The following is a 26254-nucleotide window of genomic DNA, read 5'->3' as shown; positions in this document are numbered from 1 at the left end:
AACTGTCCGTTGAATGAACGACCAGCCCGCCTGATTTTACGCATCATTGCTTTTATTGCCACTGTTACTTTTACCTTTCCAGCAAAAGCACAGGGATTGAACCTGATCCGTGACGCTGAAACAGAACACGCTCTGAGGGTTTATTCCACCCCAATCTTTCAGGCTGCTGGTATCAGCCCGCAAAGTGTAAGTATTTTCATCGTCAATGACAAAAGCCTTAATGCTTTTGTTACATCAGGTAACAGGATGTTTATCAATACGGGCCTGTTAATCAAGGCCAAAACGCCTTCGGAAGTCATTGGTGTGATTGCGCACGAAACCGGACACCTTGCCGGTGGGCACGTTGCTTTTCGTGGCGACAGTGTCGACAAAGCGCTGGTTACAACCTTTGCCAGTTACTTGCTGGGTGTTGGGGCCGCACTGGCCACAGGCAAAAGTGAAGCAGCTGGCGTTATAATCGGTGCAGGGCAATCATTAGCCCTTAGAAATTTTCTGAGCTACACTCGCCAACAGGAATCCGCCGCTGATCAGGCTGCTGTGAAGTATCTGCGCGCCACAGAACAGTCTGCCGCTGGCCTGCGCGATTTCATGGGGGTGCTGCGGGGACAGGAAGTACTGCTCAGCCAAAATCAGGATCCCTATCTGCGCAGTCACCCCCTGTCACAACAAAGATACAACTTTTTGGATAATGAAGTTCTGAAGTCACCATATTCCGATAAAACCGATTCGCTCGAGATTATCCAACTCCACAAACGGATTGTTGCCAAACTTGTCGGCTTTTTAGATTCTTCAGCAAAAGTACTCAGAAAATACCCGCGGGAAGACATGTCGCAAGAAGGGCGATATGCCCGTGCTATTTCATATTACCGATCTACGGATATAGACAATGCCCTGCGGGAGCTCGACAGCTTGCTGGTTGATTATCCGAACGACCCATATTTTCTGGAACTCAAAGGTCAAATCCTGTTTGAATTTGCCCGTGGCAAGGAAGCAGCCCCCTATCTTCAAAAGGCTGTAGAACTGGCCCCGGATGCAGCCCCCATAAAAACGTTGTACGTGCGCGTCCTTGTTGAAGAAAATACCCCCGAAAAAGACACGATAGCTCTGGAACATATTCAAACCATTCTGGCACAGGAACCGAATAACGCAGGCGTTTGGCGACAGGCGGCAATCATCTATGGACGCCGGGGTGACAAGGGCATGACAACACTGGCCCTCGCCGAAGCCGCCTATGGCAGAGGAAAATATGCCGAAGCCGTTATCCAGTCAGGACGCGCACGCGATTTACTCCCCAAAGGATCACCTGCTTGGTTACGTGCTTCGGATCTGAACAGCACAGCAGAACGTAAAGATAAGAAGCGTAAAAACAATTAACCGAATTCAAATATCCTCACGCACAAGCGTAGAACGTAATCGTTCACATTAAAGTTCTTTGCCATTCACGGGAAAGTTCTTTGCATATTCGTAGGAATTTCATCATTATAGCCACATTATGTGCCATTAAAAAAAGTCGAAACCAATGCTCCTAAGTAAAAAAAATCATACGTCCTATAACTGGGCAACTCTTCGCAAGTCAGTTTTAGCGGGCAGTATTGCCCTATCCACAACAGTTGCCTTGGGAACAATTGGTCACGCACAGGACGCCACAGATAGTTCAACGGTTTTTCCCTTGAAAACAGAAGAACAGACAAAGGCCTTTGAAGAAGCTGTCAAAGAGTATCTCTTGCAAAACCCAGAGGTCATAATCGACTCTCTGACCCGCTATCAAGAGCTACAGGCCCAACGCGAAGAAGAGCAAAAGCAGCTTGCGATTACCAGCAACCTAGAAGATCTCCACAACTCCCCGACGTCTCCCGTCTTAGGGAACCCTGATGGTGATGTTGTGCTTGTTGAATTCTTTGATTACCGCTGCCCCTATTGCCACAAAGCAGCCTCTATCGTTAAACAACTTGTCGAGGATGATCCCAATCTGAAAGTTGTCATGAAAGAGTTTCCGATCCTCAGCCCGGAATCCATGATTGCCGCCCGTGCTGCACTGGCCGCGATGAAACAGGGGAAATACGACGCATATCACTTTGCCTTAATGGACAGTGCGTCGGACCTTTCCCAAGAAAGACTTTTTGCCTTGGCGGAAGATCTTGATCTGGACTTAGATCAATTCAAAGATGACATGAAAGCCGAAGAAGTTGGGCAGGAAATCCTTAACACCCGTGCTCTAGCACAACGAATTGGCGCGAACGGTACCCCCGCATTCATCGTCGGAACAACAAGCGTCCCACCGAACACCTCCTTCGAAGAATTCAAAGCACTCATACAGAGTATCCGCGCAAAAAAAGCCAGCTAACACCGCATTAATGACACCCCTCCCCGTTAAGGGGAGCATCTCACGGGAAGTTTGCCCGAATAACCACCCGAGGGGAATTCGGTCAGAGGTTTTTCCTGTGACCGCCCCCAAAACCATACGGGACACATACAGAAACCACTCTGAAATTCGTATGGGCAGCCACACCCGATTTTTGTTTTCTCTCTTACGGTTAAGGCAATCTTACGGATTGAAAAAAAGCGATAACAATTGACGCAATTGATTGCACGATCTGCACTGCTATGTTACCCCTAATCAATTCATTTAACTGAAATGAATGGTGCATACCTTTGCCGTCAGTGTTGCTTTTAAACGGACCCAATTTGAATTTGCTGGGTACCCGCGAACCAGAAATTTATGGTTCTGAAACCTTAGAAGACCTCAATACGCTTTGTCACAAACGTGCCAAAGCTCTTGGGCTTTCTTTGGCGTGCAAGCAATCCAATTGGGAAGGTCAGCTTATTGACTGGATCCACGACGCGCGTGATACACACGAAGGTATCATCATCAATCCGGGTGCACTTACCCATACATCAATCGGATTACTGGATGCCCTAAAGGGTGTCGGGCTACCCGTTATTGAGGTACATATCTCTAACATCCATCGTCGCGAAAGCTTTCGACATCAATCCTATGTATCACAAGCCGCCCTTGGGGTTATTTGTGGTTTGGGACGTCAGGGCTATCTTTTGGCTATGGATGCGATGGCTAACGTTTTAAACAGCGAACAAGATTTATAATGTCTAAACTTGAAGTAAATGAGAAGGTTATCCGTACCCTCGCCGGCTTGCTGGATGAAACGGACCTGAGCGAAATTGAATATGAAGCAGACGGTCACCGTATCCGCTTAGTCCGAGGCGGAACCGTTGTTCACGCTGCAGCCCCCGCAGCGGTTGCACCCGCTGCGGCCCCTGCCGCTGCACCTGCGGCAAGTGATGCTGGCGGCATACCTGCTAACGCCATTACCTCACCAATGGTCGGGACAGCTTATCTCTCTGGAGAACCTGGTGCCCCAACTTTTGTAAAGGTAGGTGACAGCGTAACAGAGGGACAGACGCTTCTTATTCTCGAAGCAATGAAAGTCATGAACCCGCTGCCTAGCCCTAAATCAGGCGTCGTAAAACAGATCCTCGTCAGTGACGGTCAGCCAATCGAATTTGGTGAGCCACTGATGGTTATTGAATAATAGCTGACACAAGAAGGCTTCATGTTCAAAAAGATCCTCATTGCCAATCGCGGCGAAATTGCCCTTAGAATTCTTCGGGCTTGTCGCGATATGGGCATCGAAACTGTTGCAGTCCATTCCACAATAGATTCCGACGCAATGCACGTTCGCCTTGCTGATGAGTCCGTTTGCATTGGTCCTGCACCAAGTAAAGACAGTTACCTCAACATTCCAGCAATTCTTTCTGCTGCAACAATGACGGGCGCTGATGCTATTCATCCCGGCGTTGGCTTTCTTTCCGAGAATGCTGGCTTCGCCGAAATGGTAGAAGAACACGGCTTTACCTTTATCGGTCCCTCCCCCGAACACATTCGGATTATGGGCGATAAAGTTGCCGCGAAGGAAACAGCTATCAAGCTTGGTATCCCGGTTGTTCCAGGATCCGACGGTGCACTGGAAAGTGCCGAAGACGGCATTAAAATTGCCAAGGAAATCGGCTACCCCGTCCTGATCAAAGCCCGTTCTGGTGGCGGTGGTCGCGGCATGAAAGTCGCCAATAACGATGATGAACTTCGTCAAGGTTTCCGACTAGCACGTACCGAAGCCAAGTCTGCCTTTGGTGATGATGTTGTCTATATGGAAAAATATCTGGGGACACCCCGGCATATCGAGATCCAGTTACTAGGCGACGGTCAAGGTGGCGCAATCCACGTGGGCGAGCGAGATTGCTCTCTTCAACGGCGTCATCAAAAAGTGCTAGAAGAAGCGCCATCGCCAATGCTAACGGACGAAGAACGTAATCGTATTGGTAAAATTTCTGCCGATGCGATGTTAGGATTTGGCTATAAAAGTGCTGGTACCATTGAATATCTCTATGAAAATGGTGAATTCTATTTCATCGAGATGAATACACGTATTCAGGTCGAGCACACTATTTCAGAAGCGATCAGTGGCATTGATCTTATGCGCGAAATGATCCGCGTTGCTGCTGGCGAAAAGCTGAGCCACACTCAAGAAGAAGTTGTCCTGAAAGGGCACGCGATTGAGTGCCGGATCAACGCTGAGCACCCCTTCAACTTTATGCCATCCCCAGGCCTGATCAAAGGCTACCATGCTCCGGGCGGTCTTGGCATTCGCGTTGATGCTGCCATTTATGCCGGATATAAAATTCCACCAACGTATGATAGCATGATTGCCAAGCTGATTGTCCATGGAGACGATCGTGCCGATTGTATCATGAAAACAAGGCGTGCCCTGCAAGAGTACGTGATTGATGGTGTAAACACGTCAATTCCACTACATATGGAATTGGTAAATAACGAAGAGTTTCAATCCGGTGTCTATGATATTCACTGGTTGGAAAAATTTGTTGATAGCTTAAATAAAGGGTAAAAACTGGACAGGAATTCCCCGAATAAAGTGTTGAAGCATAATTTTCTGGGCATAGGTGTTCATGGAGATCACAGCAGATCTACTCTTAAAAGCATATACCATTGGCGTCTTTCCAATGGCGGAAAGTCATGATTCTCTGGATTTACATTGGATAGATCCAGAGAATCGCGGCATTCTTCCTCTAGATAAAATCCATATCTCTCGCTCCTTGCGAAAAGCGCTGAAAAAAAAACCTTTCGAAGTCCGCTGTAATACGTCTTTTTCTGATGTCTTGGAAATGTGCGCAGCAACAACCTCGCAGCGACCAGATACCTGGATCAATCCCCTTATCAAGAAAATATATACTCAACTTCACGAACGTGGATTTGCGCATTCTGTGGAATGTTGGCTTGATGATAAGCTTGTTGGCGGCCTTTATGGCGTCTCACTCGGTGGCGCATTTTTTGGTGAAAGCATGTTCTCTCGCCGCAGTAATGCCAGCAAAATTGCTCTTATTCATCTGGCAGCCCGCCTTGTGAAGGGAAACTATACCCTGCTGGACACACAGTTCACGACCGAGCATCTAAGCCAATTTGGCACTATTGAAATAGATCGTGAGATTTATAAAAAATGCCTATTTGAAGCAATGCAAGCCCCCGCGCGCTTTCCTTTGGAACTTTCAGAGAGTGAACTGTCAGACTTTATTGAAAGCTGCAAAGGCAATCGCCCAGCCATTTATACAGACGAATAATCCCATTCATCATAATTGAAAACACCTATCCCTAACTTTAGATGGCTATTATCTCAGTAGGATAAGTCCTACCCTTGGAACCAAGTTGAAAAAAATGAAGACTGCCAATTTTGCCAAAAATACAGAGATGCCCTCACACAGGTAAAATAATAGCAACCACTTCCTCTGCAAGAAGTTTGATTGCGATAGGTTATTTATTCAACTGTGGTGTATTTGGCGTTTTTTTGTTCACGAGCATAACAGCCAAAAAGATTAATCCAGTAGCGAAATAATCAATTACTCGAATATCTTCACCTACGATTACAGCCCCGATAATTAAAGCAACCACGGGCGGAATATAAGTTACAGAAGACGCAGAAATGGCTCCCAATTTATCGATGATGTAATAATAAATAAGATAGGCAAGGCCCGTTCCAAGCAAGCCCAGACCAACAACCAGACCAACTGTTACATGTAGATCACTACGAATATTTCCAATACCTTCATAATCTGTAATCGCACACAGGACCAGCAATGCCACCCCTAACTGATAAGTAGTTAATGCCGCTGAAGATATCTTGAGTGGCAATACGTATTTTTTTGCATAAACAAAAGATGCCCCGATGCTCAGTGACCCAAAAACCATGTAAAATACACCTTCAATATTCGTTGAAGCCAGATCACCAGAAAAAGGGTTCGCAATGAGGAATACACTAAGTAACCCTGCGAACAGGCCAATGGTCCTATTCACTGAAATACGCTCTTCGGAAATAAAGAACAGTCCTAATAAGAGTGAGAAAATAGGAATCGTCCCACTAAGTGCACCAGCCACACCGGAAAGCAGAAGAGACGCCCCTTTGGCGAAGCCATAGTAATAGGCTACTGTTGCCAATAATGACATCACAAAAAAATGTCCTATGTGTTTCATATGAGATAGTTTTATTGCTTTTGTGACATAGGCATAAAAGAAAATTGGCAGGAACCCAAACAAGACCCTTAACAGAACAATTTGTGAAGAAGTAATCAGCTCAGAAGCCATTTTCATATAAATAAAATTACTCCCCCAAATAACCCCTAGTGCCAGAAAAGCTAACATAGGCAAATATTTCATACACCTCTCCTCAATGACTCATCAAGAATCATTCACACTGTTGGAATTGTCCTCACTTTTATAGATTTGCAGAATTACGACAAACGATTTATTCTACCTTATAAAATAGTTTTTCTATTTTATTTTTAGAGCTAAAGAACACATGATACACAAGTCAATGCCTCCACTAAGATCTCTCGTTGCCTTCGAAGCAGCTGTTCGACACGCAAGCTTTAAGCTGGCCGCAGAAGAGATGTGCATCACACCAGGAGCAGTGTCCCAACAGGTTCAAAAATTGGAACATTGGCTAGGACATCGGTTGTTTGTGCGTGAAATCCGCCAACTAAAAGTAACTGACCAAGGCATGAGCTATTACAGTCGTATTGCTCCGGCGTTAGAACAGATAAACACAGCCAGCAAGAGCTTTCGAGAGAAGCAGTCAAATACTGTTTGCCTATCTTTATCGCAAACTTTGGCTGCGAAATGGTTAGGACCTCGTTTAGAGGATTTTGTCAGTCGACATCCCAACATTGAAGTCCACATCAATGCCTCAAATACCCCTGTAAACTTCAATGAAGAACCCGTAGATTTAGCGATAAGGCATTTTGACGGAAAGGATTCATCGCTGAATATACAACTAGTTCATGACGATGAAGTGAGATTATTTTGCACCCCCCAATACCGTGAAACGGTTGGACTGAAACACTTAAACCAGCTGACCAAAACAACAATTATCATTACCAGCCCTTATCCATTCTGGGACGATTGGTTAACCGCGTTTACATCTATTGATACAGAGGCCAGAAAAGAAATCACAGCATTACATTTTGACCAAACGTTATTGGCCATTGATGCGGCTAAACGAAGCCAAGGAGTGATCTTAAGTAATGCTTTGATGGTACAAGACGAATTGAAGCAGGGGGAGTTAATCGAGCCCTTTCCACAAAGACTTTCATTGGAAAAAAGCTACTACCTCGTTCATCCGGATAATCCGCCGCTTAGTAATACAGGTTGCGCACTCAAAAATTGGTTGCTTGAAAAATTTTCCGCATCAGATGCAAACAAAGGTCTCTGAGCCAATTTGGCACAACTACTTAAGTAGATTAGTAACCTGCCCCCAAAAGCGACAAAAATAATAATTACTGCATACGTTGAGTGTCAACTTACCTGACAAAGCAATACAGAAACCACGCGATACACGGAGGTTTCACCTCTCAATCATCGACAAAAACGTATTACGATCAAAGATATTATCGGCTGAAGCGACTATTCAGTAGTCTGAATGCCTTCCGCCTTACCTTCTTCTTCAGCCTTTTTTGCTTCAGCGGCCCGTGCTTCATCTAATGACATACAGTTCACCACCCATATATCGTAAACCGGGTGCTCCATTGCCGACACGGCAGGGGATGACGCAAACATCCATCCGGTAAACATCCGTGTGGCTTCGACATTTTCTTTATGATCATCAATTTCAAGGAAGGATGCTGATTCAGGCATTTCTTCCGGCCGGCTTTTACGACACTCTCTTGCTGTAATCTCGAGAGACCCAAACCGTACTGGCTGATTTACTGGCACATGCAATTCTGAAACGCGCGCAGTAATCTTGTTAAGGCCTTGTAAGACAGCAACTTCATGAGAAATCATTTCAGCACGTGCAGATAGAGGCGACAGCCCTATGACTGTTGCGACAATTGCACCGCTTAAGGATGTTATAGCTGACAGGGACGCAATTCGAACCGTCGTTATTTTTTTCGCGATCTGTAACAAGCTACAAATTTCCCTCTGCTGATCCTATCAGTGTTTTTTTGAGGCGTAAGGATTAACCAGATCATCAACAATTGCCCTTAAGACTTCTCGAAGTTGATCTTCATCCCCTCCCATAAGAACCGCGTCTTCCAACGCATCTTGTGAAAGTTCTCTTATTTCTTCGAGATTTTCATTCAAGACTTTGATCTTTTCAAGGCAAGAAAGAGGCTCTCCGTCGGGTTGACGCCAGACAGTTGTCGATTTTCTCTTATCCGTCATGCTGAAATTCCCTCAGGATATCCCTTGAGATACTGACCGTTTTTAATTGTTGTCGGCCGAAGAAAAAACAAAACGACCGAGAAGATCCATAAGATTTACAGATCCCTGGGTATCGATAATAAGGCCACCTGCTTCGATGTAATCATCCTCACCGCCGGGCTCAAGACTGACAAAATTTCCACCTAAAAGACTATCAGATAGAATACGCGCAGAGGTCCCCTTGGGAAGCTTAACATCTTCATCGATCAAAAGTGTGACAACAGCAAAATACGTATCTTTATCCAGTTCCTGACGAAGAACTGTCCCAACCTTTACACCCGCAATTTCGACATCTGTGCCCGAAACCAAACCATTGGCATTATCGAATTCGGCAACCACCTCGTATCCAGTAGAAGAGCCGCCAGAACTACTGCTAAAGGCATAGAAGCCAAAGGAAACAGCAACAAGCAAGACAAGCCCGCCAATAATCGTTTCAACAATACTTCTATTCATCAAGCTCACCTACAGGGGAAAGTTAAGTTAATAAGTTAGAGACCATATCAATTGGATCTCTACCTAAATTAAGGACCAGAGTTTATTCAGGCTGCCAAGCATCGTAATCACTAGAAACCCGCGGACGCTCACCAGCTTTTAGCATACTGCCTTTTGGGCGGTAAGCTTCGGCTGTTCCAGTTTTATTTGGCTGATGCTCTTGCTGCCATTCATGTTTGGCATAACCACCTTCAGGTGGAAGTTCATCCGTTGTATGATGAATCCAGGCATGCCAGTCAGCAGAAACGCGACTGGCTTCTGGTTCACCATTATAAATAACCCAGCGACGTTCGGACCGCAGGCTATTTTTATGCACTTCACTGCCACCCTTGGTGCGATAGAACTTGTTGCCGTCCTGATCTTGCCCAACCAGCTCGCCTTTGAGCCATGTGAACAGACGAGTTCCAAGAGGAGTTCCAGCCATATCTCTTCCTTAATTGAATTGGGTTCAACCCTATTCTTATATATCTGTCTTATGAACAGCTACTTAAGGTAACTGATCTTTTTTGGTAAAAAATAAGTAGCGCCATCAAAACGCGACTTATCTTTCTGCGCTGAATATTACACTGCAACCCCTTTCAGTCCAGTCCAAAGGGCGCAAAAATGACGTAATTTTTACTCAGCTACGCCTCTTGGTCATCTTTTGGGACGACAGTAAGCCCTTCAGGTTCACAAATAGCTTTCCAGTCCCCCTCTTCAACCTGATAACCTTCGTCGGCAATATCCTGATTTCTTGCGATCTGATCGGCGGGGTTAAATAGCCTTGCTGGTACAGAGGAAACACCAGCCTCAAGAGCTTTGATCATATCAGGGTAAAGCTGTGGCAGATCTAAAACCAGTATTGTACAGCCTGGGACCTGTTTGTCCGTTTTGGTTAAGGCACTCACAACCAGTTCACCAATATTCCCCGGTGTAATGCCTTGTACAAAGGCGTCATGACTGACAGGAAGACCATACAGTTCAATATACAAATCTTCTTCGGCTCCGGGAACGCCAACAATCCCTCTGCTACTGCCATAAAGCTCTGTCAGGATCTGACCTTCGTCAGAAACCGGATCGACAACAAAGGTAGCAAAACAGGCCAAGCCATCTTCCACAGCATCTTCAACAAGTTGACCTAACCCGACGAGATCACAAACATTTGTGATAACGGCAAGTCCCATTCCCTGTTCACGTGCTTTGTGTGTTGCCTTCTCAACAGCCTGAATACCCGCGACTGCCAGCGACTGCCCACTCGCATCAAGAAACGCAGCATTATCTTTCTCGGACAGCAATTCAATCTTTGTCATGTCTGTCTGGCTATAAGCGAATTTATTTTTAGCCAGAAAGCGAATACCACACCGATGAAGGCGCTCAGCCCATTGCACCATAGCAGCGGCACGATCAAGTGTGATTTCCTGCGCGCCTCTGGCTTCCAGACAATCTTCAAGCCTGTCACGAAAATCTGATAAACTAACTCTCATTCAGTCGTCTTTCATCCCGGTCTTTGGACCTTATTAATACCCTGTTTTTATCTCAGCCCTAAATAACATAGAGCGTCAAACGATACACGCCTCTATATTGAGTTAAAAAAATGCTCCCCCCCAAAATGCCGCCCAAAGGCGTTTATTTAGCGGATTTAACTTTCCACAACGACTTTTCCCTGACCTAATAATGATGAAAACATGCCATGACCAAGAAAAGTATCAAACGAAGACTTTCTAGGGTTAAATCATATACCTTTACCCTAACGCCTCATAAACACTGACAGAATCTGAAGAGCAGAACCGTGAGCAACATAGCAATAAAAAAACCTCCCCTCTTCGGGATCGTCACAGGCCTTGTTGGCGGGACGTCTTTTGGATTGATTACACCCATTTTTCCCTTTGCTCACACAATCGGGGTAACAGCCAGTAGCGCAACCATCATTAGGTTTGTTTTGGGCAGTATAATCATGGTCACAATCCTGCTTGCCAGCAAAACGATATTTTCCGTGCCCAGAAATAAAATAATCCCACTCTGCATGATGGGCCTTTTTATCTTCAGCGTCACAGTCTGCTATCTTTCAGCAGTCATTTATATCCCGGTGAGCTTGGCTGCGATCCTCTTTTATACCTACCCGGTGATTGTCACCGTTATCGACCCGCTTTTGCAACGGCGGTGGCCCAACCCTGTACAGCTGGGACTTTCTCTTCTTGCTTTTATCGGGATTACAATTGCATTAGGGCCAAACATCAATGATCTGGATTGGCGCGGAGTTTTCTTCGTTCTTGGCGCATCCCTGTCTATAACAGGAACTCTAATTGTCAGCAGATCAGTCGTCACGCACGTTCCGAACCTGACAATTGTCTTCTATGTCAATATCGTCGCAACCGCGCTGACCTGCCTGTACCTTCTTGTTGATGACAATATCACCTTACCGCACGAGTGGACAAACCTGACAGTTGGCTGGTCTTTGTCCATTGCAATTGCCCTGCTTTATCTTTTGGCCACCCTAGGACAAATCGCGACGGTCAATTTTGTCGGTCCGTCCCGGACAGCGATGCTCTTTAATGTAGAACCTGTTGTTTCGATTATTACAGCAGTTCTTATTTTGAACGAAACGTTAAACCTGTCTCAAATTATAGGGTCTATTCTTGTTTTAGCAGCCGTTGTTATTTCCTGTTACCGCCCCGTCAGAATTCCCACGGCTTAGGCTATATACCAAACACTTCTAATCACAGGCACCCAATCTTCTCACCAAAGCTATTCACTTAAATTTTATGTAATTACAACCTATTGGCATTAGCTAGAAAATTCAGATGTTTATCACTTACCGGGCCAAGAACAGATAATTCGCAAACAAACGTAATCTTATATTTTTCTTTTTACCGACACGAATCGGTAATGAAAAAACGTTACAAATTTTTCTCAATTAAGCGACTTAGATTCGAAGTTGCCAGAGATCTTTTTTGCACATTTTTAAATAAATAAAATAGCATTTTAGATATCCTTCAAAGAGTTTGATTTTCCCGCCACTTTTCAGCCACAGTAGATTTTCTCCTCTACTCATCAACAGATTTATCCACAGGCTTATGCCAGACCGTCGGCACAAAAAATAGTGTGTCAATACGCAAAATACGGGTGACGACAACCAAATATTGTGGTTAAATCACTTCAGATCAACAAAATGTGCTTTTACTCGCAGAAACCCGCAGAGTCCTAGACTTGCGGGCAACGCGATACGAGTGAGCTTCGGGATAGGATATCAACACCCCTATCTTCGGGATTTTGTCAATGAGTTTTGTATTATTAAAAGGGGATACGGCATGCGCATCGCACGTCGCTTTACAGAAGCCGGAAAAGACGTCTACGACGCAATTGAATTTCGCTATACAACCAGTGAAATCAAAAATCCGGATGGCTCTATCGTCTTCCAGGCTAAGGATATTGAGGTTCCGGCCAGTTGGAGCCAAGTGGCTTGTGATATTATTGCGCAAAAATACTTCCGCAAGCGCGGTATTCCCCAAAAACTAAAAAGAATAGAAGAAAACTCTGTCCCGTCATGGTTGTGGCGCTCAGAACCTGATCATGATGCAATGTCTGACATCCCCGAAGACGAACGCATCATTGGCGAAACTTCTGCCAAACAGGTTTTTGACCGCCTTGCAGGCACCTGGACTTACTGGGGCTGGAAAGGTGGATACTTCGACAGCGAAGAAGACGCCCGTACATATTTTGATGAAATGCGCTATATGCTCACCAATCAAATGACCGCGCCAAACTCTCCACAGTGGTTCAATACAGGCTTGCATTGGGCCTATGGCATTGATGGCCCCGGACAGGGCCACCACTATGTAGATTACAAGTCAGGCAAACTCACCAAATCAAAGTCATCATACGAGCATCCACAGCCACATGCCTGTTTCATTCAATCAGTTGATGATGATCTCGTAAATGAAAACGGCATCATGGACCTATGGGTTCGTGAAGCGCGTCTGTTTAAATACGGTTCGGGTACTGGCACAAACTTCTCACGCGTTCGTGGCTCGGCAGAACCTCTATCTGGTGGCGGAAAATCTTCTGGCCTGATGAGCTTCCTGAAAATTGGTGACCGCGCCGCGGGTGCAATCAAATCCGGTGGCACCACACGACGTGCTGCCAAGATGGTAACCGTTGATCTGGACCACCCGGATATCGAAGAGTACATCAACTGGAAAGTTGTCGAAGAACAGAAAGTTGCTGCGCTAGTTGCTGGTTCTAAAATCTGTCAGACACACCTGACCAAGATTATGGCTGCCTGCAATACAGATCAACTCTCAGGCAAAGACCGTGTTGATCCGCGCAAGAACACCACCCTGAAAGCAGCCATTAAAGCAGCACGCAGTCACGAAGTGCCCATGAGCTACGTTCAGCGTGTGCTTCAGTTTGCGGGGCAAGGCTTCTCAAACATTGAGTTTGAAACTTACAACACAGACTGGGATTCTGATGCTTATCTAACAGTATCTGGCCAGAACTCCAATAACTCTGTGCGTGTTGCCAACGGATTCTTCCAAAAGCTAGAAGAAGACAGTGACTGGGACCTTATCCGCCGTTCTGATGGAAAAGTACAAAAAACCGTCAAAGCCCGCGATCTTTGGGACCAGATTTCACACGCAGCTTGGGCCTGTGCCGATCCTGGCATCCAGTACGACACCACGATTAACGAGTGGCATACCTGCCCTAAATCTGGTCGCATCAACGGCTCTAACCCTTGTTCCGAATACATGTTCCTGGATGATACTGCCTGTAATCTCGCGTCCATGAACCTGATGACCTTCCTGCGCGAAGACGGTAGCTTTGATATCGAAGCTTACACCCACACAACACGTCTGTGGACCATCGCGTTGGAAATCTCTGTTTTGATGGCCCAGTTCCCATCAAAAGCCATCGCGCAATATTCTTATGAATTCCGTACTCTGGGCCTTGGCTTTGCCAACATCGGCGGCATGTTAATGTCCACAGGCGTTTCCTATGATTCAGACGAAGGGCGCGCCATCTGCGCAACCCTAAGTGCGATCATGACCGGTACAGCCTATGCCACATCGGCTGAAATGGCGGGTGAGCTCGGTGCGTTCAAACGTTATGATCTTAACAAAAAAGACATGCTCCGTGTGATGCGCAACCACCGTCGCGCAGCTTATGGCGAAGCAGCTGGCTATGAAGAGCTCGAAGTTCTGCCTGTGCCAATCGTTGCCAAGAACTGCCCGGATCAAAACATGGTCGAAGCTGCAAAAGCAGCTTGGGATCAAGCATTAGAGCTTGGTGAAAAACACGGTTATCGTAATGCACAGACAACTGTGATTGCGCCGACAGGCACAATCGGTCTTGTTATGGATTGCGATACCACAGGCATCGAGCCTGATTTCGCCCTCGTGAAGTTCAAAAAACTTGCTGGCGGTGGTTATTTCAAAATCATTAACCGTACAGTACCAGGTGCCCTAAGCAACCTTGGTTATAGCGACGAACAAATTGATGAAATCATCAAGTTCGCTGTTGGACATGGTACACTGAAAGATGCACCAGGCATCAACCACGACAGTCTGAAAGCCAAAGGCTTCACAGACGAAGCCATCGCAGCGGTCGAATCTGGTCTTGGCAGTGCCTTTGACATCAAGTTCATTTTCAATAAGTGGACCCTTGGTGACGATCTTTGCAAAAACGTATTGGGCTTCAAAGAAGAACAGCTCAACGACATGAATTTTGACATGCTTGTTGAACTTGGCTTCAGCCGCAAAGACATTGATGCTGCAAACATCCATTGCACAGGGTCAATGACTCTCGAAGGGGCACCGCACCTAAAAGATGAGCATCTGCCAATTTTCGATTGCGCGAACCCATGTGGAAAAACCGGCAAGCGTTTCCTTTCTGCTGAAAGCCACATTCGTATGATGGCGGCATCCCAGCCGTTTATTTCTGGTGCGATTTCCAAAACAATCAACATGCCGGCAAATGCTGTTATTGACGATTGTAAAGACGCTTACATGCTGTCTTGGAAACTCGGCCTAAAAGCCAATGCGCTGTACCGCGATGGCTCCAAACTGTCTCAGCCGCTTTCTTCTGGCGTTCTTCTTGAACTCGATGAAGATGAGCAAGACGCAATGGAAGAAGCATCTTCTTCAAAACGTGTTGAAATCGTTGCCGAGCGCATCATCGAACGTGTTATCGAAAAGACCATTACCGAGCGCAAGAAGCTGCCATCACGCCGTAAGGGCTACACACAAAAAGCCATCGTTGGTGGTCACAAGGTGTATCTCCGTACAGGTGAGTACGAAGATGGTGCCTTGGGTGAAATCTTTGTCGATATGCACAAAGAAGGCGCGGCCTTCCGCAGCTTGATGAACAACTTCGCCATCGCGATTTCTATCGGCCTGCAATACGGTGTTCCGTTGGAAGAGTATGTCGAAGCCTACACCTTCACTCGCTTTGAGCCATCAGGCATGGTTGAAGGCAACGATGTGATCAAAATGGCAACGTCCATCCTTGATTACCTCTTCCGTGAACTGGCTGTTTCCTATCTTGGCCGTAACGATCTCGCCCATGTGGAACCGGCAGATATTATGCCCGATACGCTAGGCAAAGGTGATGGCGAAAGCACTCCGCCAAAGCCGGAAGATGCCGTTGCAGAAACTGTCCGTCGCGTGGCTTCAACCGGATATGTTCGCAACAAATTGGTTGTTGTGAACGGTGGTCGTCCAACCGAAGAACTCGTGGCCTCTGCGGCAACAGCCGAAGTAACTCAGGAAGTGGCGGCCCCGGCGCATACAGAAACTGTTGTGCAAACCACCACGACAAAATCTGCCAACCCGCGTATGGAAAAGGTTCGTGAAGCCCGCATGAAAGGCTACGAAGGCGACTCTTGCCCTGAGTGTGGAAACTTTACTCTTGTCCGTAACGGTACCTGCCTGAAATGCGATACCTGCGGATCCACGACTGGGTGCTCATAGTATGCCAACAACAATAATATAGCACTTCAACTATTTACAAAAGGGAGCCCGGAAGGCTCCCTTTTGTAAATCAACAACCCCATTGAAATGTACACCAACATAAAGTAGGTTGAATTTCAACGGAGTTTGTAAAATGGCAAGCATTTTTCTACCAAGCAGTATTCGTTTGAGTGATCTGGGCTATCATTCTGTAGCCCACGTACCTGTGATTTTCGATTCAGAACACAGATATATTAGAGAAGTAAATCGTTACCTTCGTGAGCGTGCCACACTCGACTGGCACCCAAGCTTTCCTCGCGGAAAAAACCAGGCGACGGTTCAACGCCGAAAATTAAACTACCCTTCTCAAAGCACCCTTAAAACAACCGCCTACCGTCTTAAAAACTTCATCGAATGGTGTGACGCAGTGAACCTTGACTGGCGCGAGGCCACCTATCTCGAACATCTCATGAAATATCGGGAACACATGGCGTCAGGGGTATGGTCACAGGATGGAGATCCACTTGCCAGTGGCACAATCGAACTCCGCATTGATTCAGCATGTGAGTTTTTGATCTGGGGCACAGACCGATGGATTCGCTCGGAATTCAAAATGGTCACGGGAACGGTTGCAGTTTCAATGAAAACTGGCACCGGGAAAAACTCCTCACGCTCCGTAACCCACAGAGCGGGGCGCAAACGTCAAGCTCCGGCTTCTCTACGCCTGCCTGAGATGGATGAAATCAACTTTTGGCTGAAATCCATCAAAACGAAAAAAGGCTACAGCAAATGGCTGCTCTGCCGCTTTGTGCTCCAAACAGGTTGTCGTGCCGCTGAAGCCGTTTTATTCCGATCCGAATCCCTTCCACCTCGAGAAGATTGGAATCTCATTGGCAATCAAGTCACCGTCCGCCTGAAACACGGCACAAAAGGTGGCAAAGAACGTGACATTCGCATACCCGTCGACTTCGCCATCGAGCTTGATAACTATCGATCTGGAAGACGCCTCAAGTCTCTCTCTAAACTTCTGAAGGAAAACAAAAAATCACCTCACCCTCCAGAGCTTTTTCTCTCTGAGTATGACGGCAAACCATTTTCGACAACAACTCTGCAAAGAACCTGGAAAATCGGCGCTCCTTACAGCGCCTGGAGCCCTCACCTAGGTCGGCACAGCTGGGCCTGCCTGACCCTGCTCGAACACATGGAAGGCGAAGCCCAAAAGTACGATGAGGGCAACCTGGCAGGCATGCCAGAAGCCTTTCTCTGGGAAGCAGGGCGCAACGCTGTACAGCTCCATATCCAGCCACAACTGGGGCACGTCTCAGATGAAACCACAACTCAATATCTGAGATGGGCGATCGCTGTCGTCGCATCGAAAGATCACCATACCTCTTGGCATGATGAATTAAACGAAAGGGAGTCTTCCTAATGGCCGACCCGACGAGAAACAGGCTCGCATCCAAAAAGCTTCCCGCGTTAAATTTGGACTTAGAAGAGACCCAATTCTCACCGCTTCGTATCTTTATCAACCCAGAAAAAGAGGCCTCCTTTGAAGCCGATTTCACGGCCTTTGCGGAAGGCCAGACAGCAGAAAACCTGCGCGCAACCAACGCATTGGCTTGGACAGGTGATATTAGCCCACGCCCTGTTCTGATCAATGAACTCATGCCCGTGATTCGCACTCGCTACGGGGCCTCGCCAAAAGACACGGTAAAGAATATTCGCCATGCAATGAGAGACTTTTGGCGCTATCTGGACCACGAACAAGAGGCTCTGCCGGTTCTGTCTCTCACAGATCTTACGGATGCCCACGGAGTGCGCTTCAAACGCTGGCTTTATGACAAAAATAAATCAGCTACTGTCTACAAAACCGCAAAAACACTGCTCAACGCAGCCAGAATCTATCACGACCACAAAATGCTTTATTGGGCAGGCGTAAGCCACAAAAAGCCCAAGGGAAAAGACACTCCCGGTCCCGAAGCGGTCAAAAAGCTACACAAGGCACTGATTGCTGAAGCTAAGCAAATCAAAGAGATGTTCGAAGAGGGGCAGCGCCTTGCGGAAACGGGCAGCGATCCTCGAGGTGAACAATCTGCATCAGGATCTGCAGCATGGCATCTTCGAGAAAATCATGCTTGGATCGTAAAAGAGCTTACTCAAGACTCTGTCGCCCCCAAGGCCTGGTTTTATGAAAACCAGGCCCGTGGGCTGAACAAAGCCAATAAGGTTGAGCAAGACCACAAGGGCCCCGCATACCTCGCCCCAGCGCAAGAACAAAGAGCACGAGAAGGCATTGTTGGAAAGCTGCGCTGGTTCCATCCTTCTCTCCACGATACCATCATATTTCTTTTGATATATCAGCTGCATACTGGATGGAACCTTTCAACCGTCTGTGCCCTTGACATAAGCGATGAAGAAAAATGGTGCAGCAATCATCCCATCCGGAAAGACCTCAAGGTCCTGACCTCGTGGAAAGAGCGATCTGGCTCGTTCCAGACCGCAGTTTCTGAGATTGAACCAGAATATTCTCCTTACCAAATCATACGCTTCATGATTGAACGCACAAAACCAATGCGCGAAACTCTGAAGCACCAAATCTCTCTGCTGACTCATGAAATCTCAAAGACAGCACCAGGCGTTCAGCTCAAGAAATTGGAAGCCCAAAAAAGCAAACTTGAGTATCAAGTGAAGTCTCCCTGGCTCTATCACGTTGTCAACAAAGTGGGACAGGTTTCAGCGATTCCACACAGCTATTCAAAGCATATCAACGATGTCATTCGCGCAACACTAAGCCGCCATGATCTCGGTATTTACGCAGAGCAATTGGAAGGCTTCACGACCAAGGAGTTCAGAGATTCCTGGATCGGATCCGTTTATCAAAATTCAGGAAAACAATGGCTTGTAGCACAAATGGCAGCCGGACACACAAGTCCGGAAACCCTGAGACACTACCTCAACCAAACACGCTGGCGAAAGCACGGTGAAAAGCAGGTACGCAAGCTCCAGGACGCGATCATGCATGAAATTCGGGAGCGTAGAATCATCGATGGGGCCGCTCTGCGTATACTGGTTGAGCACGGTGAAATCACTCAAGAACAGAGACAGAGACTTGAGGATTATCGAATGCGGACACGCCTTCAGACAGGCTGCCTGGATCCAAGAAATCCACCGAAACATATCGCCAGTAACCACCCTGAAAACAAGCTCTGTAGAACCCAGCGCTGCACCCTATGTCGCCATGCGATCGTCTTCGAAGACAGCCTGCAGGGAATTGCTAAACGCAAAGCAGAACTGACGCTGATCCAAGAGAAAACGCCTCTCACCGTCTGGGAAGAGTCGAGTTATCCGACCGAACTGGAAGCAACGGACTTCACCTTAAGCCTCTTCGACGAAAAAGACGTTCAGCAAGCAATTGTTGAACAGATGAGAGAAGTAAAATCATCTGGCCTACTCTTTGAAACTCCTGGAGTATTCTCATGATTGGAGAAACGTCAAAAATAATATCGTTCGAAGATTGGCGCTCTCAACTTCAAGCAACAAACAATTATTTACCTGACGAGATTCAAGACCTTTGGGATTTTCCAATCACACCAATTTCTAAGCTCGGAGACGAACAGATCATCATTCCCGAGCACTGGATGCCCGCGGGTTCAACTCAAAGCTTAAACTTACGATCTATTACAATAAATAATGCTGTTCCAGTAGGCTTGAACCTTGATAATTTCCATGAGCGACTGAACTCGCTGCGTAAAGCGATTCTCTGCCTCTTTCTTTACCCTCGATATACAAAGACTGGAGTTCGCCAACTAAAGCCTGCGAGCCTTTTGATGTACTCAAAAGAGCTGCTCAAAATGGCACGAGACGCCATGCAAAGTTACCCTAATCCCGAGGGAAAAGTCGTTTTTTCTCATCTGGATGAAGGACAGGTCGCTGAGATCATAGAGCTCGCCACCAACAACCACGCGGCCCTCGATCGACAGGTCATATTTTCGGCAATTACACAATACCGAGAACGAGGATACCTTGAAGATGCTCCTTCCTGGAAGGATGATGTTTTAAAGGTCTCGGAGCGTCAAAGAAAAGACCAACCTGCACAAAAAAATACCCAAAACAAAGACAATAAATGGGCCCCTTTTCCCGACAAATTCGTCTCCGAAATTGGCTGGAGAAGCCTCTGGCTTGTTGAAGAAATGGGCCCAACTTTGCTCGATTTCTGGGAAAAACACCACAAAGATCAACGAGACAAATCCTCCAAGTTCCCCACCGTGATTGAAGAAAGAAGAGAGTTAATTCAATCGCATAACTGGACAGACAAGCGCGGAAAGACGCTTGAATCCCTTCCCTTCGAAATCGCACTGAAGTCTGGCAAAACAACCAAACTTGTCCAGTCATGGCCTCCGGAAAACTGGGGCCATGTTTCCGGAATGATCGTCGCGCTTCAGCTGGCGCACTTAACGCTTGTTTTTGCATCCACCGGCGCCCGTTGGTCCGAAGTCGCAGCAGCGACACTTGGCTCAGTCGAAGAGCTCCCGGACGGCGGTGGCCGCTGGTATGGAACAACCTGGAAACTTGCCGACGATCACACGGGCGAAGATCGGGAGTGGCCCCTGCCGCCCGAGGCCGTGCGAGCCATAAAGCAACAGGAACGTCTGGCGAAAATCATGCACCATAGCCCAGACAACCGACATCTCTGGGTAACGATGAAAGCAAGCAGAGATCGGCCAGCAGGCAGCCCGCTACACCGCTTTAACGAGCCCTACAATGGCTTTGTTAGGCATCTCGGACTAGATCACCAGCTCGATAATAAAAATGCACACTCTCACCGCTGGAGAAAGACACTGGCCCGTCTTGCCGCCATGGCGCTCTTAGGCGCTCCGAAAATCCTCATGGATCTCTTTGGGCACAAACAGATAGAGATGACTTTACGCTACATTCTCACGAATGCTGACGTTGTTGCTGAGATAGAAGAAGCCTCTAGAGCCTACCTCTACGCGACGAACAAAGAATACATCAATGCAGAAGATCTGGGTGAACTGACAGGAGAAGGCGCAGAACGTGTTCAGGCTGTTTCAGAGTGGTTGAAAACACGCCACGCTAACGATGATTTCGGTTTTGACGACATCGATGAAGCGACTGAAATTCTGACCGTCACAGGGCAAGAATTCAGGATTGTACGGCAAGGTGTCTTGTGTACAAAAACAAAAGACGAAACAGCACCTTGCACTCAAGACACAAACAGTATCAACGCGAGTAATTGCTCAAAATGTAAGTTCAAAGCCTGTACGTTTGGAGCACAAAACGATGCTGATGAGGTCATCACTAGTCTGGTGAACAAACTCAATTCTCTCGACAGTGAAAACATTATGATTGAAGAGGCCTACAAGGGGCAAATCCTGGCCCATCTGCAGTCATTTGAAGCCCTACGAGAAAAATGGATTCCTCATCCCCTTGTTGCCGAGATCTGGGCAGAAGGAGAAGCAATATGACAGACGAACACAAGCCCTCTGCATTGGTGGACTACGCTCGACAGAAACACGAAGAAACAGTCCAAAAGCTTAGAAACGCAATGCGTAGCATTGAAGCAGACATTGAAAACAACAACGGCATCTATCCCTATTCTTCCGGGCGTCTCTCTCAAGCTGAAATTTGCCGGAGAGCGGGCATTGACCGCAAGACCTTGCAAAAGCCCAAACACCGGCAGACACGCGATGAAGTATCAGCCTGGTTGCGAGAGGTAAAAAGCAAGATCAAACAGGGCTCAAAAGTCGTCAGGAAAGTTGTCACAGATCGCGTTGACAAAATGAAAGACGCCTACAACGAGATCGCACAGCGCTACGCAGAGGCCGAGCTCGAATATGCCGATATGCAGGCAGAAAACAAAAAGCTAAAAGCCCGAAACAAGGCCTTGGAGAAAGAAAACAGGGAACTCAAAAAAGAGCTTTCTGAGCATAAGGTTGTCGACCTTTCCAAGCACAAAAAATAACGACAAACTGCAAACGGAACGGAGGTAAAAAATGGCTAAATCAGGAAAACAGGCCGGCGAAGAAAATGTTGAAAAGCTACGTCACTACCTCAACGCAATCGATGCCGTTCCCGAACGCTCTGGAAAGGCGAATATCAGCGCGATTGCAGAGGCCTGTGGCTTTCAACGCCAAGTCCTTTACAAGAACCCTGCAGCTAAGGAATTACTTGAAAAAGCTATAGCTGAAAAAGGCTTGAAGGGCATCTCCAAAGGCGAAGAGGGAAAAGACCAGGAACGACTACTACTCGACAGCAAGATCAATCGCTTGGAACAAAGCAATGCAGCTTTAAACGCTGAAGTCTTTGAATTGCGCCGAAAACTCGAACAGTACTCCCATATCGAAGAAATGCTGGAACGCGGGAAGAGAGTTGATCTATGACCCAAACTGTCATTATCGAAAGCGTGCTCTTTGCTTCGGATTTCGGTGGATCCATTTTCAGTGGATCAACAGAGGATGGCTCAAGACATCGCTTTGTCAGCTCAAACACAGCCATGCCGCGAGCCCCCACACCTGGTGAACTATGGGAGATCACGGGAACGATAAAAAACCATCCCCAATACGGCCCCCAGGTTAAAACCAAAACGGCGATCCTGGTACGGCCAAGTGGGCGTCTGATCATCAACCTATTGACGAAATCCTCGCTCTTTCCTGGTATTGGAAAAGCAAGGTCAGAGGCGCTTTGGGATCGCTTTGGAGAAGAGCTCTACAGCTTGCTAGACGATCAAGATTCCGAAACGCTGGAGGAAGAAATTGGTAGGGATCTGGCAAAATCCCTGCTTGAGGGCTGGCAGAAAGTAACACTCGAAGCAGAGATCTACCGCTGGCTCGACAGGCATGCTGTTTCCCTCTCGATCGCATCCAAAATCATCAAAATCTACGGCAAGGAGACAATCGAAAAGCTCGACGAAAATCCTTATCGCTTGCTCGCATTTTCCTCCTGGAAACAAGCGGATACGGTGGGTAGTTCAATGGGGCTTGATAAGGAGGATCCACGCCGCTTAATCGCCGCAGCAGATGCCGTTGTTTACCAAAGACTGAGCTATTCCCACACATTAACGAGTGAAGAACAGTTTATCGAAAGCCTGAAAAAACTTCTTAATTCCACAACCGAAGTCGCCGAAAAAGCCTTGGTACACGCCTTAAAAGCCGCTGCGCTCGTCAAAACAGATGGAAGCCTGCAAGGACTTGGCCCTGCCAGCATGGAGCAATATATCTCTGGTAGAGCCAAAAAAATGGCCGCTGGTGAGTTTCTAGCTACTCAGGGCTCCCTTAGGACCAAAATGAACGAAGAGCGTCTCAGGGCCATTTTTAACGATATTGAAACCCTTGAAGGCTTCAAACTCAATTCCGAACAGAAAAAAGCTGTCGAAATGGCCAGCTCCGCTCCGATCAGCGTACTCACCGGTGGAGCCGGAGTTGGGAAAACAACTGTACTCAAAGCGATCCATCTGGCTTGTCAGAAAACTGGTTGCCATATTTTTCAAATGGCGCTAGCCGGTCGCGCTGCAACACGCATGACAGAAGCAACAGAGCGCCCTGCAACAACAATCATGAAGTTTCTCAACACCGTAGATCAGGGAAAGATTGAACTGGACCGCGAACCTTTGATTGTAATCGATGAAAGTTCCATGGTTGATCTCCCAACAATGTACAAGATCATGAGAAGGATGAAAGCAGGTTGTCGTTTGCTGCTTGTTGGCGATCCTGCTCAATTACCCCCAATTGGTTTTGGACTTGTATTCCACGAGTTTTGCAAGTCTGCAAAAATTCCAAAAATCGAATTGACGGAAGTCCACCGACAAACCGCTTCAACCGGTATTCCCGGGTTCTCCGCATCAATCAGGAATGGTACTCCTCCAGCACTCGGAAAATACGAAGGAAAGCGCCCTGGAGTGACTTTTATCGACGCAGAAAAGGATGATGCAGTCGAGAGAATTCTGGACATTGTGAATGATCTTGGTGGAATGCACGAAAGCCGGGTAATTGGAGCCATTAAAGGTGGCCCAGCAGGCACCAAAACAATTAACAAGGTCTTTCACGAATTGCTTACGCCAGGAAAGCCAGAGACAGCAGGTTTTGCGCAAGGAGAACCGGTTATCTGGACAGAAAATAACTACGATCTTTGCTTGATGAACGGATCCTTGGGAACTGTCACCGATGCCTCTTTTACAGGCTCAATTAAGGTCAATTTTGAGGGCGAAGACAAAATGATTCCAGAAGAAGAATACGATGTCTTGGAGCACGCATACGCCATCACATGCCACAAATCTCAAGGCTCTCAATTCAAGCGAGTAATCATCCCCATTTACAGTAGTAAACTCCTAGATAGAACCCTTCTTTACACAGCCGTTACTCGTGCACAAGAACAAGTTGTTTTAATTGGTGACAGAGACGCCTTTGAAGCCGCTGTGAAAGCCCTACCAAACCCTTCACTTCGTGAAACTGGTTTACATGAATATCTCATGTAAATCTGCCCCTCGGCGAGAGCGGGGGTAGCGAAATCAAGTGAGGCACAGGGGCCCCGTCTGCAAAGAGCAACGCGAGAGAAGATGGGGTGGCCGCAGCTTTATTGAGTGAGGGGCGGAGCCCATTCAAAATACTTCTACACAATAACAAATTTAGGAGTTTTATTCAAAATCATCTTTAAGAAATGGTCCTAGGGTAATCCCCCCGAAAAATGGTTGTGTTGAAAACTAGAATTTTTGCGGCACTATAAGCCAAGGAGATTCACTATGAAGAAATCACGGTATTCAGAGGCTCAGATTGTCTCGATCTTAAAGGAAGCAGAAAGCGGCGTACCCGTTCCGGAGCTTTGCCGAACGCACGGAATGAGCAGTGCCGCGTTTTACCAATGGAGCTCAAAGTATGGCGGCATGGATGCATCTCTAATTTCTGAGATGAAGCAGCTGCAGGCCGAGAACGCCCGCCTCAAGCGGATGTATGCAGACGTGAGTATGCAGAACGAGTTGATCAAGGATGCCCTAGCAAAAAAGTAACAAGGCCGTCTCAGAGACGAGAGATGGCTATTTACTCAATTGCCACACGTGGTGTTAGCGTTGCTGTGGCGTGTCGGGCTTTTGATCTCAGCCAGCGTTGTTTTCGATACCAGCGGATTTTGGGCTGTGAGAATGCCGAGATCGCAGACTGGCTGCTGGCTTTGACGAATGCGCGGCGGAACTGGGGGTTCGGTTTGTGCTTTTTGTATCTGCGCAACGTTAAGGGGTTTGGCTGGAACCACAAAAGGGTTTACCGGATTTATTACGAACTGGAGTTAAATTTGCGAATTAAGCCTAAAAAACGACTAAAGCGTGACCGCCCAGACCCCTTGTCAGTGCCAGACCAGCCCAATCAGGTATGGTCAATGGACTTTATGGCTGACCAGCTGTGGAATGGAAAGTCCTTCAGAACGTTGAATATTTTGGATGACTTCAACCGCGAGGGTTTGGCGATCGAAGTGGACTTTTCTTTGCCGTCTTCGCGGGTTGTGCGCAGCTTGGACCAAATCATTCAGTGGCGAGGAAAACCGACAACCATCAGAGTTGACAATGGCCCAGAATATGTCAGCGGCACCCTCATAAATTGGGCTTCCAAAAACCAGATTACGCTGAGTTATATCCAACCTGGGAAACCCCGGCAAAACGCCTATGTCGAGCGATACAATCGAACCGTTCGAAACGAATGGCTGGGAACTCATATTTTTCACACAATTCAGGAGGTCCAAAATCACGCCACAAAATGGCTATGGACATACAACAACGACCGCCCCAATATGGGCATCGGCGGCATTACCACCCGCAATGAAACTGAACCAGTACCAAGTGGCTGCATAATTCTAGTTTCAACGACCTCCATAAATGGGGGGATTACCCTAGTTTTTTCATATCTATATTCCGATATTTTGCTTCTTCTGCTGTTCTCCCCCAAACTTGATTCATTTAGGAGTTAGTGTTTTTCTCGATTTAATCGGAGGCACTAATGAAACGAAGATATTCAGATGAGCAAATTATTGGCATTCTAAAGGAACATGAGGCCGG

The 26254-nt window shown here is 47.0% G+C and carries 21 protein-coding genes and 1 pseudogene; 16 read left to right on the top strand and 6 right to left on the bottom strand.

Annotated elements, in window-relative coordinates; all coding sequences use genetic code 11:
- Positions 1-9: 9 nt before the first annotated feature.
- The 6 genes from ACN0QW_RS10980 (at position 10) to aat (ending at position 5649) form a co-directional block, all read left to right on the top strand.
- On the top strand, positions 10-1374 hold the full coding sequence (locus ACN0QW_RS10980) for a M48 family metalloprotease (RefSeq protein WP_417431427.1): 1365 nt from the start codon (positions 10-12) through the stop codon (positions 1372-1374).
- Between the two features lie 145 nt (positions 1375-1519).
- Positions 1520-2344 (top strand): DsbA family protein, encoded by an 825-nt coding sequence (locus tag ACN0QW_RS10975; protein WP_417431425.1) that lies wholly within the window; start codon positions 1520-1522, stop codon positions 2342-2344.
- Between the two features lie 302 nt (positions 2345-2646).
- The gene (gene aroQ, locus ACN0QW_RS10970) at positions 2647-3102 is read left to right on the top strand and encodes a type II 3-dehydroquinate dehydratase (RefSeq protein WP_417431804.1); all 456 of its coding nucleotides are present in this window, start codon (positions 2647-2649) and stop codon (positions 3100-3102) included.
- Positions 3102-3548 (top strand): acetyl-CoA carboxylase biotin carboxyl carrier protein, encoded by a 447-nt coding sequence (gene accB / locus ACN0QW_RS10965; protein WP_417431423.1) that lies wholly within the window; start codon positions 3102-3104, stop codon positions 3546-3548. The genes aroQ and accB overlap by 1 nt, the downstream gene beginning before the upstream one ends.
- 21 nt (positions 3549-3569) lie before the next feature.
- Positions 3570-4919 (top strand): acetyl-CoA carboxylase biotin carboxylase subunit, encoded by a 1350-nt coding sequence (gene accC / locus ACN0QW_RS10960; protein ID WP_299381041.1) that lies wholly within the window; start codon positions 3570-3572, stop codon positions 4917-4919.
- A 61-nt stretch (positions 4920-4980) separates the two neighbouring features.
- Complete coding sequence (gene aat / locus ACN0QW_RS10955; RefSeq protein WP_417431421.1) at positions 4981-5649, top strand: leucyl/phenylalanyl-tRNA--protein transferase; 669 nt, start codon at positions 4981-4983, stop codon at positions 5647-5649.
- A gap of 190 nt (positions 5650-5839) precedes the next feature.
- On the opposite strand, the gene ACN0QW_RS10950 is transcribed toward aat, so the two are convergent.
- Positions 5840-6739, bottom strand: a complete 900-nt coding sequence (locus tag ACN0QW_RS10950) for a DMT family transporter (RefSeq protein WP_417431419.1) — start codon at positions 6737-6739, stop codon at positions 5840-5842.
- A gap of 157 nt (positions 6740-6896) precedes the next feature.
- Here ACN0QW_RS10950 and ACN0QW_RS10945 point away from each other — a divergent pair, with 157 nt between their 5' ends.
- Positions 6897-7793, top strand: coding sequence for a LysR substrate-binding domain-containing protein (locus ACN0QW_RS10945; RefSeq protein WP_417431417.1), 897 nt, complete (start codon positions 6897-6899; stop codon positions 7791-7793).
- A 191-nt stretch (positions 7794-7984) separates the two neighbouring features.
- Here the strand turns inward: ACN0QW_RS10945 and ACN0QW_RS10940 are convergent, their stop codons facing one another.
- The 5 genes from ACN0QW_RS10940 to ACN0QW_RS10920 all read right to left on the bottom strand — a co-directional run bounded on the left by ACN0QW_RS10940 (position 7985) and on the right by ACN0QW_RS10920 (position 10737).
- On the bottom strand, positions 7985-8485 hold the full coding sequence (locus tag ACN0QW_RS10940; RefSeq protein ID WP_417431415.1) for a DUF2155 domain-containing protein: 501 nt from the start codon (positions 8483-8485) through the stop codon (positions 7985-7987).
- 27 nt (positions 8486-8512) lie between these two features.
- On the bottom strand, positions 8513-8743 hold the full coding sequence (locus ACN0QW_RS10935) for a hypothetical protein (RefSeq protein ID WP_417431413.1): 231 nt from the start codon (positions 8741-8743) through the stop codon (positions 8513-8515).
- Between the two features lie 42 nt (positions 8744-8785).
- Positions 8786-9235: an outer membrane lipid asymmetry maintenance protein MlaD gene (gene mlaD / locus ACN0QW_RS10930; RefSeq protein ID WP_299381045.1), complete on the bottom strand. Its 450-nt coding sequence runs from the start codon at positions 9233-9235 to the stop codon at positions 8786-8788.
- An 82-nt stretch (positions 9236-9317) separates the two neighbouring features.
- Entirely contained in the window at positions 9318-9698 is a 381-nt protein-coding gene (locus tag ACN0QW_RS10925) for an NADH:ubiquinone oxidoreductase subunit NDUFA12 (RefSeq protein WP_299381046.1), read from the bottom strand.
- Between the two features lie 199 nt (positions 9699-9897).
- Positions 9898-10737, bottom strand: coding sequence for a hypothetical protein (locus ACN0QW_RS10920; protein WP_417431410.1), 840 nt, complete (start codon positions 10735-10737; stop codon positions 9898-9900).
- A gap of 305 nt (positions 10738-11042) precedes the next feature.
- Between ACN0QW_RS10920 and ACN0QW_RS10915 the strand changes: the two genes are divergently transcribed.
- The 9 genes and pseudogenes from ACN0QW_RS10915 (at position 11043) to ACN0QW_RS10875 (ending at position 26050) form a co-directional block, all read left to right on the top strand.
- Entirely contained in the window at positions 11043-11948 is a 906-nt protein-coding gene (locus ACN0QW_RS10915; RefSeq protein ID WP_417431408.1) for a DMT family transporter, read from the top strand.
- 613 nt (positions 11949-12561) lie between these two features.
- The gene (locus tag ACN0QW_RS10910; protein WP_417431406.1) at positions 12562-16218 is read left to right on the top strand and encodes a vitamin B12-dependent ribonucleotide reductase; all 3657 of its coding nucleotides are present in this window, start codon (positions 12562-12564) and stop codon (positions 16216-16218) included.
- Between the two features lie 133 nt (positions 16219-16351).
- The gene (locus ACN0QW_RS10905; protein WP_417431404.1) at positions 16352-17626 is read left to right on the top strand and encodes a tyrosine-type recombinase/integrase; all 1275 of its coding nucleotides are present in this window, start codon (positions 16352-16354) and stop codon (positions 17624-17626) included.
- Complete coding sequence (locus ACN0QW_RS10900) at positions 17626-19677, top strand: hypothetical protein (protein ID WP_417431402.1); 2052 nt, start codon at positions 17626-17628, stop codon at positions 19675-19677. Before ACN0QW_RS10905 ends, ACN0QW_RS10900 begins: the two co-directional genes overlap by 1 nt.
- Positions 19674-21683, top strand: a complete 2010-nt coding sequence (locus ACN0QW_RS10895) for a tyrosine-type recombinase/integrase (RefSeq protein WP_417431400.1) — start codon at positions 19674-19676, stop codon at positions 21681-21683. The genes ACN0QW_RS10900 and ACN0QW_RS10895 overlap by 4 nt, the downstream gene beginning before the upstream one ends.
- A complete protein-coding gene (locus ACN0QW_RS10890; RefSeq protein WP_417431398.1) occupies positions 21680-22180 on the top strand; it encodes a hypothetical protein in 501 nt (166 codons plus the stop codon). The genes ACN0QW_RS10895 and ACN0QW_RS10890 overlap by 4 nt, the downstream gene beginning before the upstream one ends.
- Positions 22181-22211: 31 nt before the next feature.
- On the top strand, positions 22212-22598 hold the full coding sequence (locus ACN0QW_RS10885) for a DUF6262 family protein (protein WP_417431396.1): 387 nt from the start codon (positions 22212-22214) through the stop codon (positions 22596-22598).
- Positions 22595-24688, top strand: a complete 2094-nt coding sequence (locus ACN0QW_RS10880) for an AAA family ATPase (RefSeq protein ID WP_417431394.1) — start codon at positions 22595-22597, stop codon at positions 24686-24688. The genes ACN0QW_RS10885 and ACN0QW_RS10880 overlap by 4 nt, the downstream gene beginning before the upstream one ends.
- 264 nt (positions 24689-24952) lie before the next feature.
- Positions 24953-26050: pseudogene (locus ACN0QW_RS10875) on the top strand (IS3 family transposase).
- Positions 26051-26254: the final 204 nt, after the last annotated feature.

Source organism: Kiloniella sp., assembly GCF_048259265.1.
Classification (GTDB): domain Bacteria; phylum Pseudomonadota; class Alphaproteobacteria; order Kiloniellales; family Kiloniellaceae; genus Kiloniella.
Note: the sequence above shows the minus strand (reverse complement) of the source record. Positions and strands in the feature narration are given on the sequence as shown.

Bases quoted from the DNA above. Each gene is read 5' to 3' on its own strand.
- ACN0QW_RS10975 (WP_417431425.1), top strand. From the start codon at position 1,520: ATGCTCCTAAGTAAAAAAAATCATACGTCCTATAACTGGGCAACTCTT.
- accB (WP_417431423.1), top strand. From the start codon at position 3,102: ATGTCTAAACTTGAAGTAAATGAGAAGGTTATCCGTACCCTCGCCGGC.
- accC (WP_299381041.1), top strand. From the start codon at position 3,570: ATGTTCAAAAAGATCCTCATTGCCAATCGCGGCGAAATTGCCCTTAGA.
- aat (WP_417431421.1), top strand. From the start codon at position 4,981: ATGGAGATCACAGCAGATCTACTCTTAAAAGCATATACCATTGGCGTC.
- ACN0QW_RS10950 (WP_417431419.1), bottom strand. From the start codon at position 6,739: ATGAAATATTTGCCTATGTTAGCTTTTCTGGCACTAGGGGTTATTTGG.
- ACN0QW_RS10945 (WP_417431417.1), top strand. From the start codon at position 6,897: ATGCCTCCACTAAGATCTCTCGTTGCCTTCGAAGCAGCTGTTCGACAC.
- ACN0QW_RS10935 (WP_417431413.1), bottom strand. From the start codon at position 8,743: ATGACGGATAAGAGAAAATCGACAACTGTCTGGCGTCAACCCGACGGA.
- mlaD (WP_299381045.1), bottom strand. From the start codon at position 9,235: ATGAATAGAAGTATTGTTGAAACGATTATTGGCGGGCTTGTCTTGCTT.
- ACN0QW_RS10925 (WP_299381046.1), bottom strand. From the start codon at position 9,698: ATGGCTGGAACTCCTCTTGGAACTCGTCTGTTCACATGGCTCAAAGGC.
- ACN0QW_RS10920 (WP_417431410.1), bottom strand. From the start codon at position 10,737: ATGAGAGTTAGTTTATCAGATTTTCGTGACAGGCTTGAAGATTGTCTG.
- ACN0QW_RS10910 (WP_417431406.1), top strand. From the start codon at position 12,562: ATGCGCATCGCACGTCGCTTTACAGAAGCCGGAAAAGACGTCTACGAC.
- ACN0QW_RS10905 (WP_417431404.1), top strand. From the start codon at position 16,352: ATGGCAAGCATTTTTCTACCAAGCAGTATTCGTTTGAGTGATCTGGGC.
- ACN0QW_RS10900 (WP_417431402.1), top strand. From the start codon at position 17,626: ATGGCCGACCCGACGAGAAACAGGCTCGCATCCAAAAAGCTTCCCGCG.
- ACN0QW_RS10895 (WP_417431400.1), top strand. From the start codon at position 19,674: ATGATTGGAGAAACGTCAAAAATAATATCGTTCGAAGATTGGCGCTCT.
- ACN0QW_RS10890 (WP_417431398.1), top strand. From the start codon at position 21,680: ATGACAGACGAACACAAGCCCTCTGCATTGGTGGACTACGCTCGACAG.
- ACN0QW_RS10885 (WP_417431396.1), top strand. From the start codon at position 22,212: ATGGCTAAATCAGGAAAACAGGCCGGCGAAGAAAATGTTGAAAAGCTA.
- ACN0QW_RS10880 (WP_417431394.1), top strand. From the start codon at position 22,595: ATGACCCAAACTGTCATTATCGAAAGCGTGCTCTTTGCTTCGGATTTC.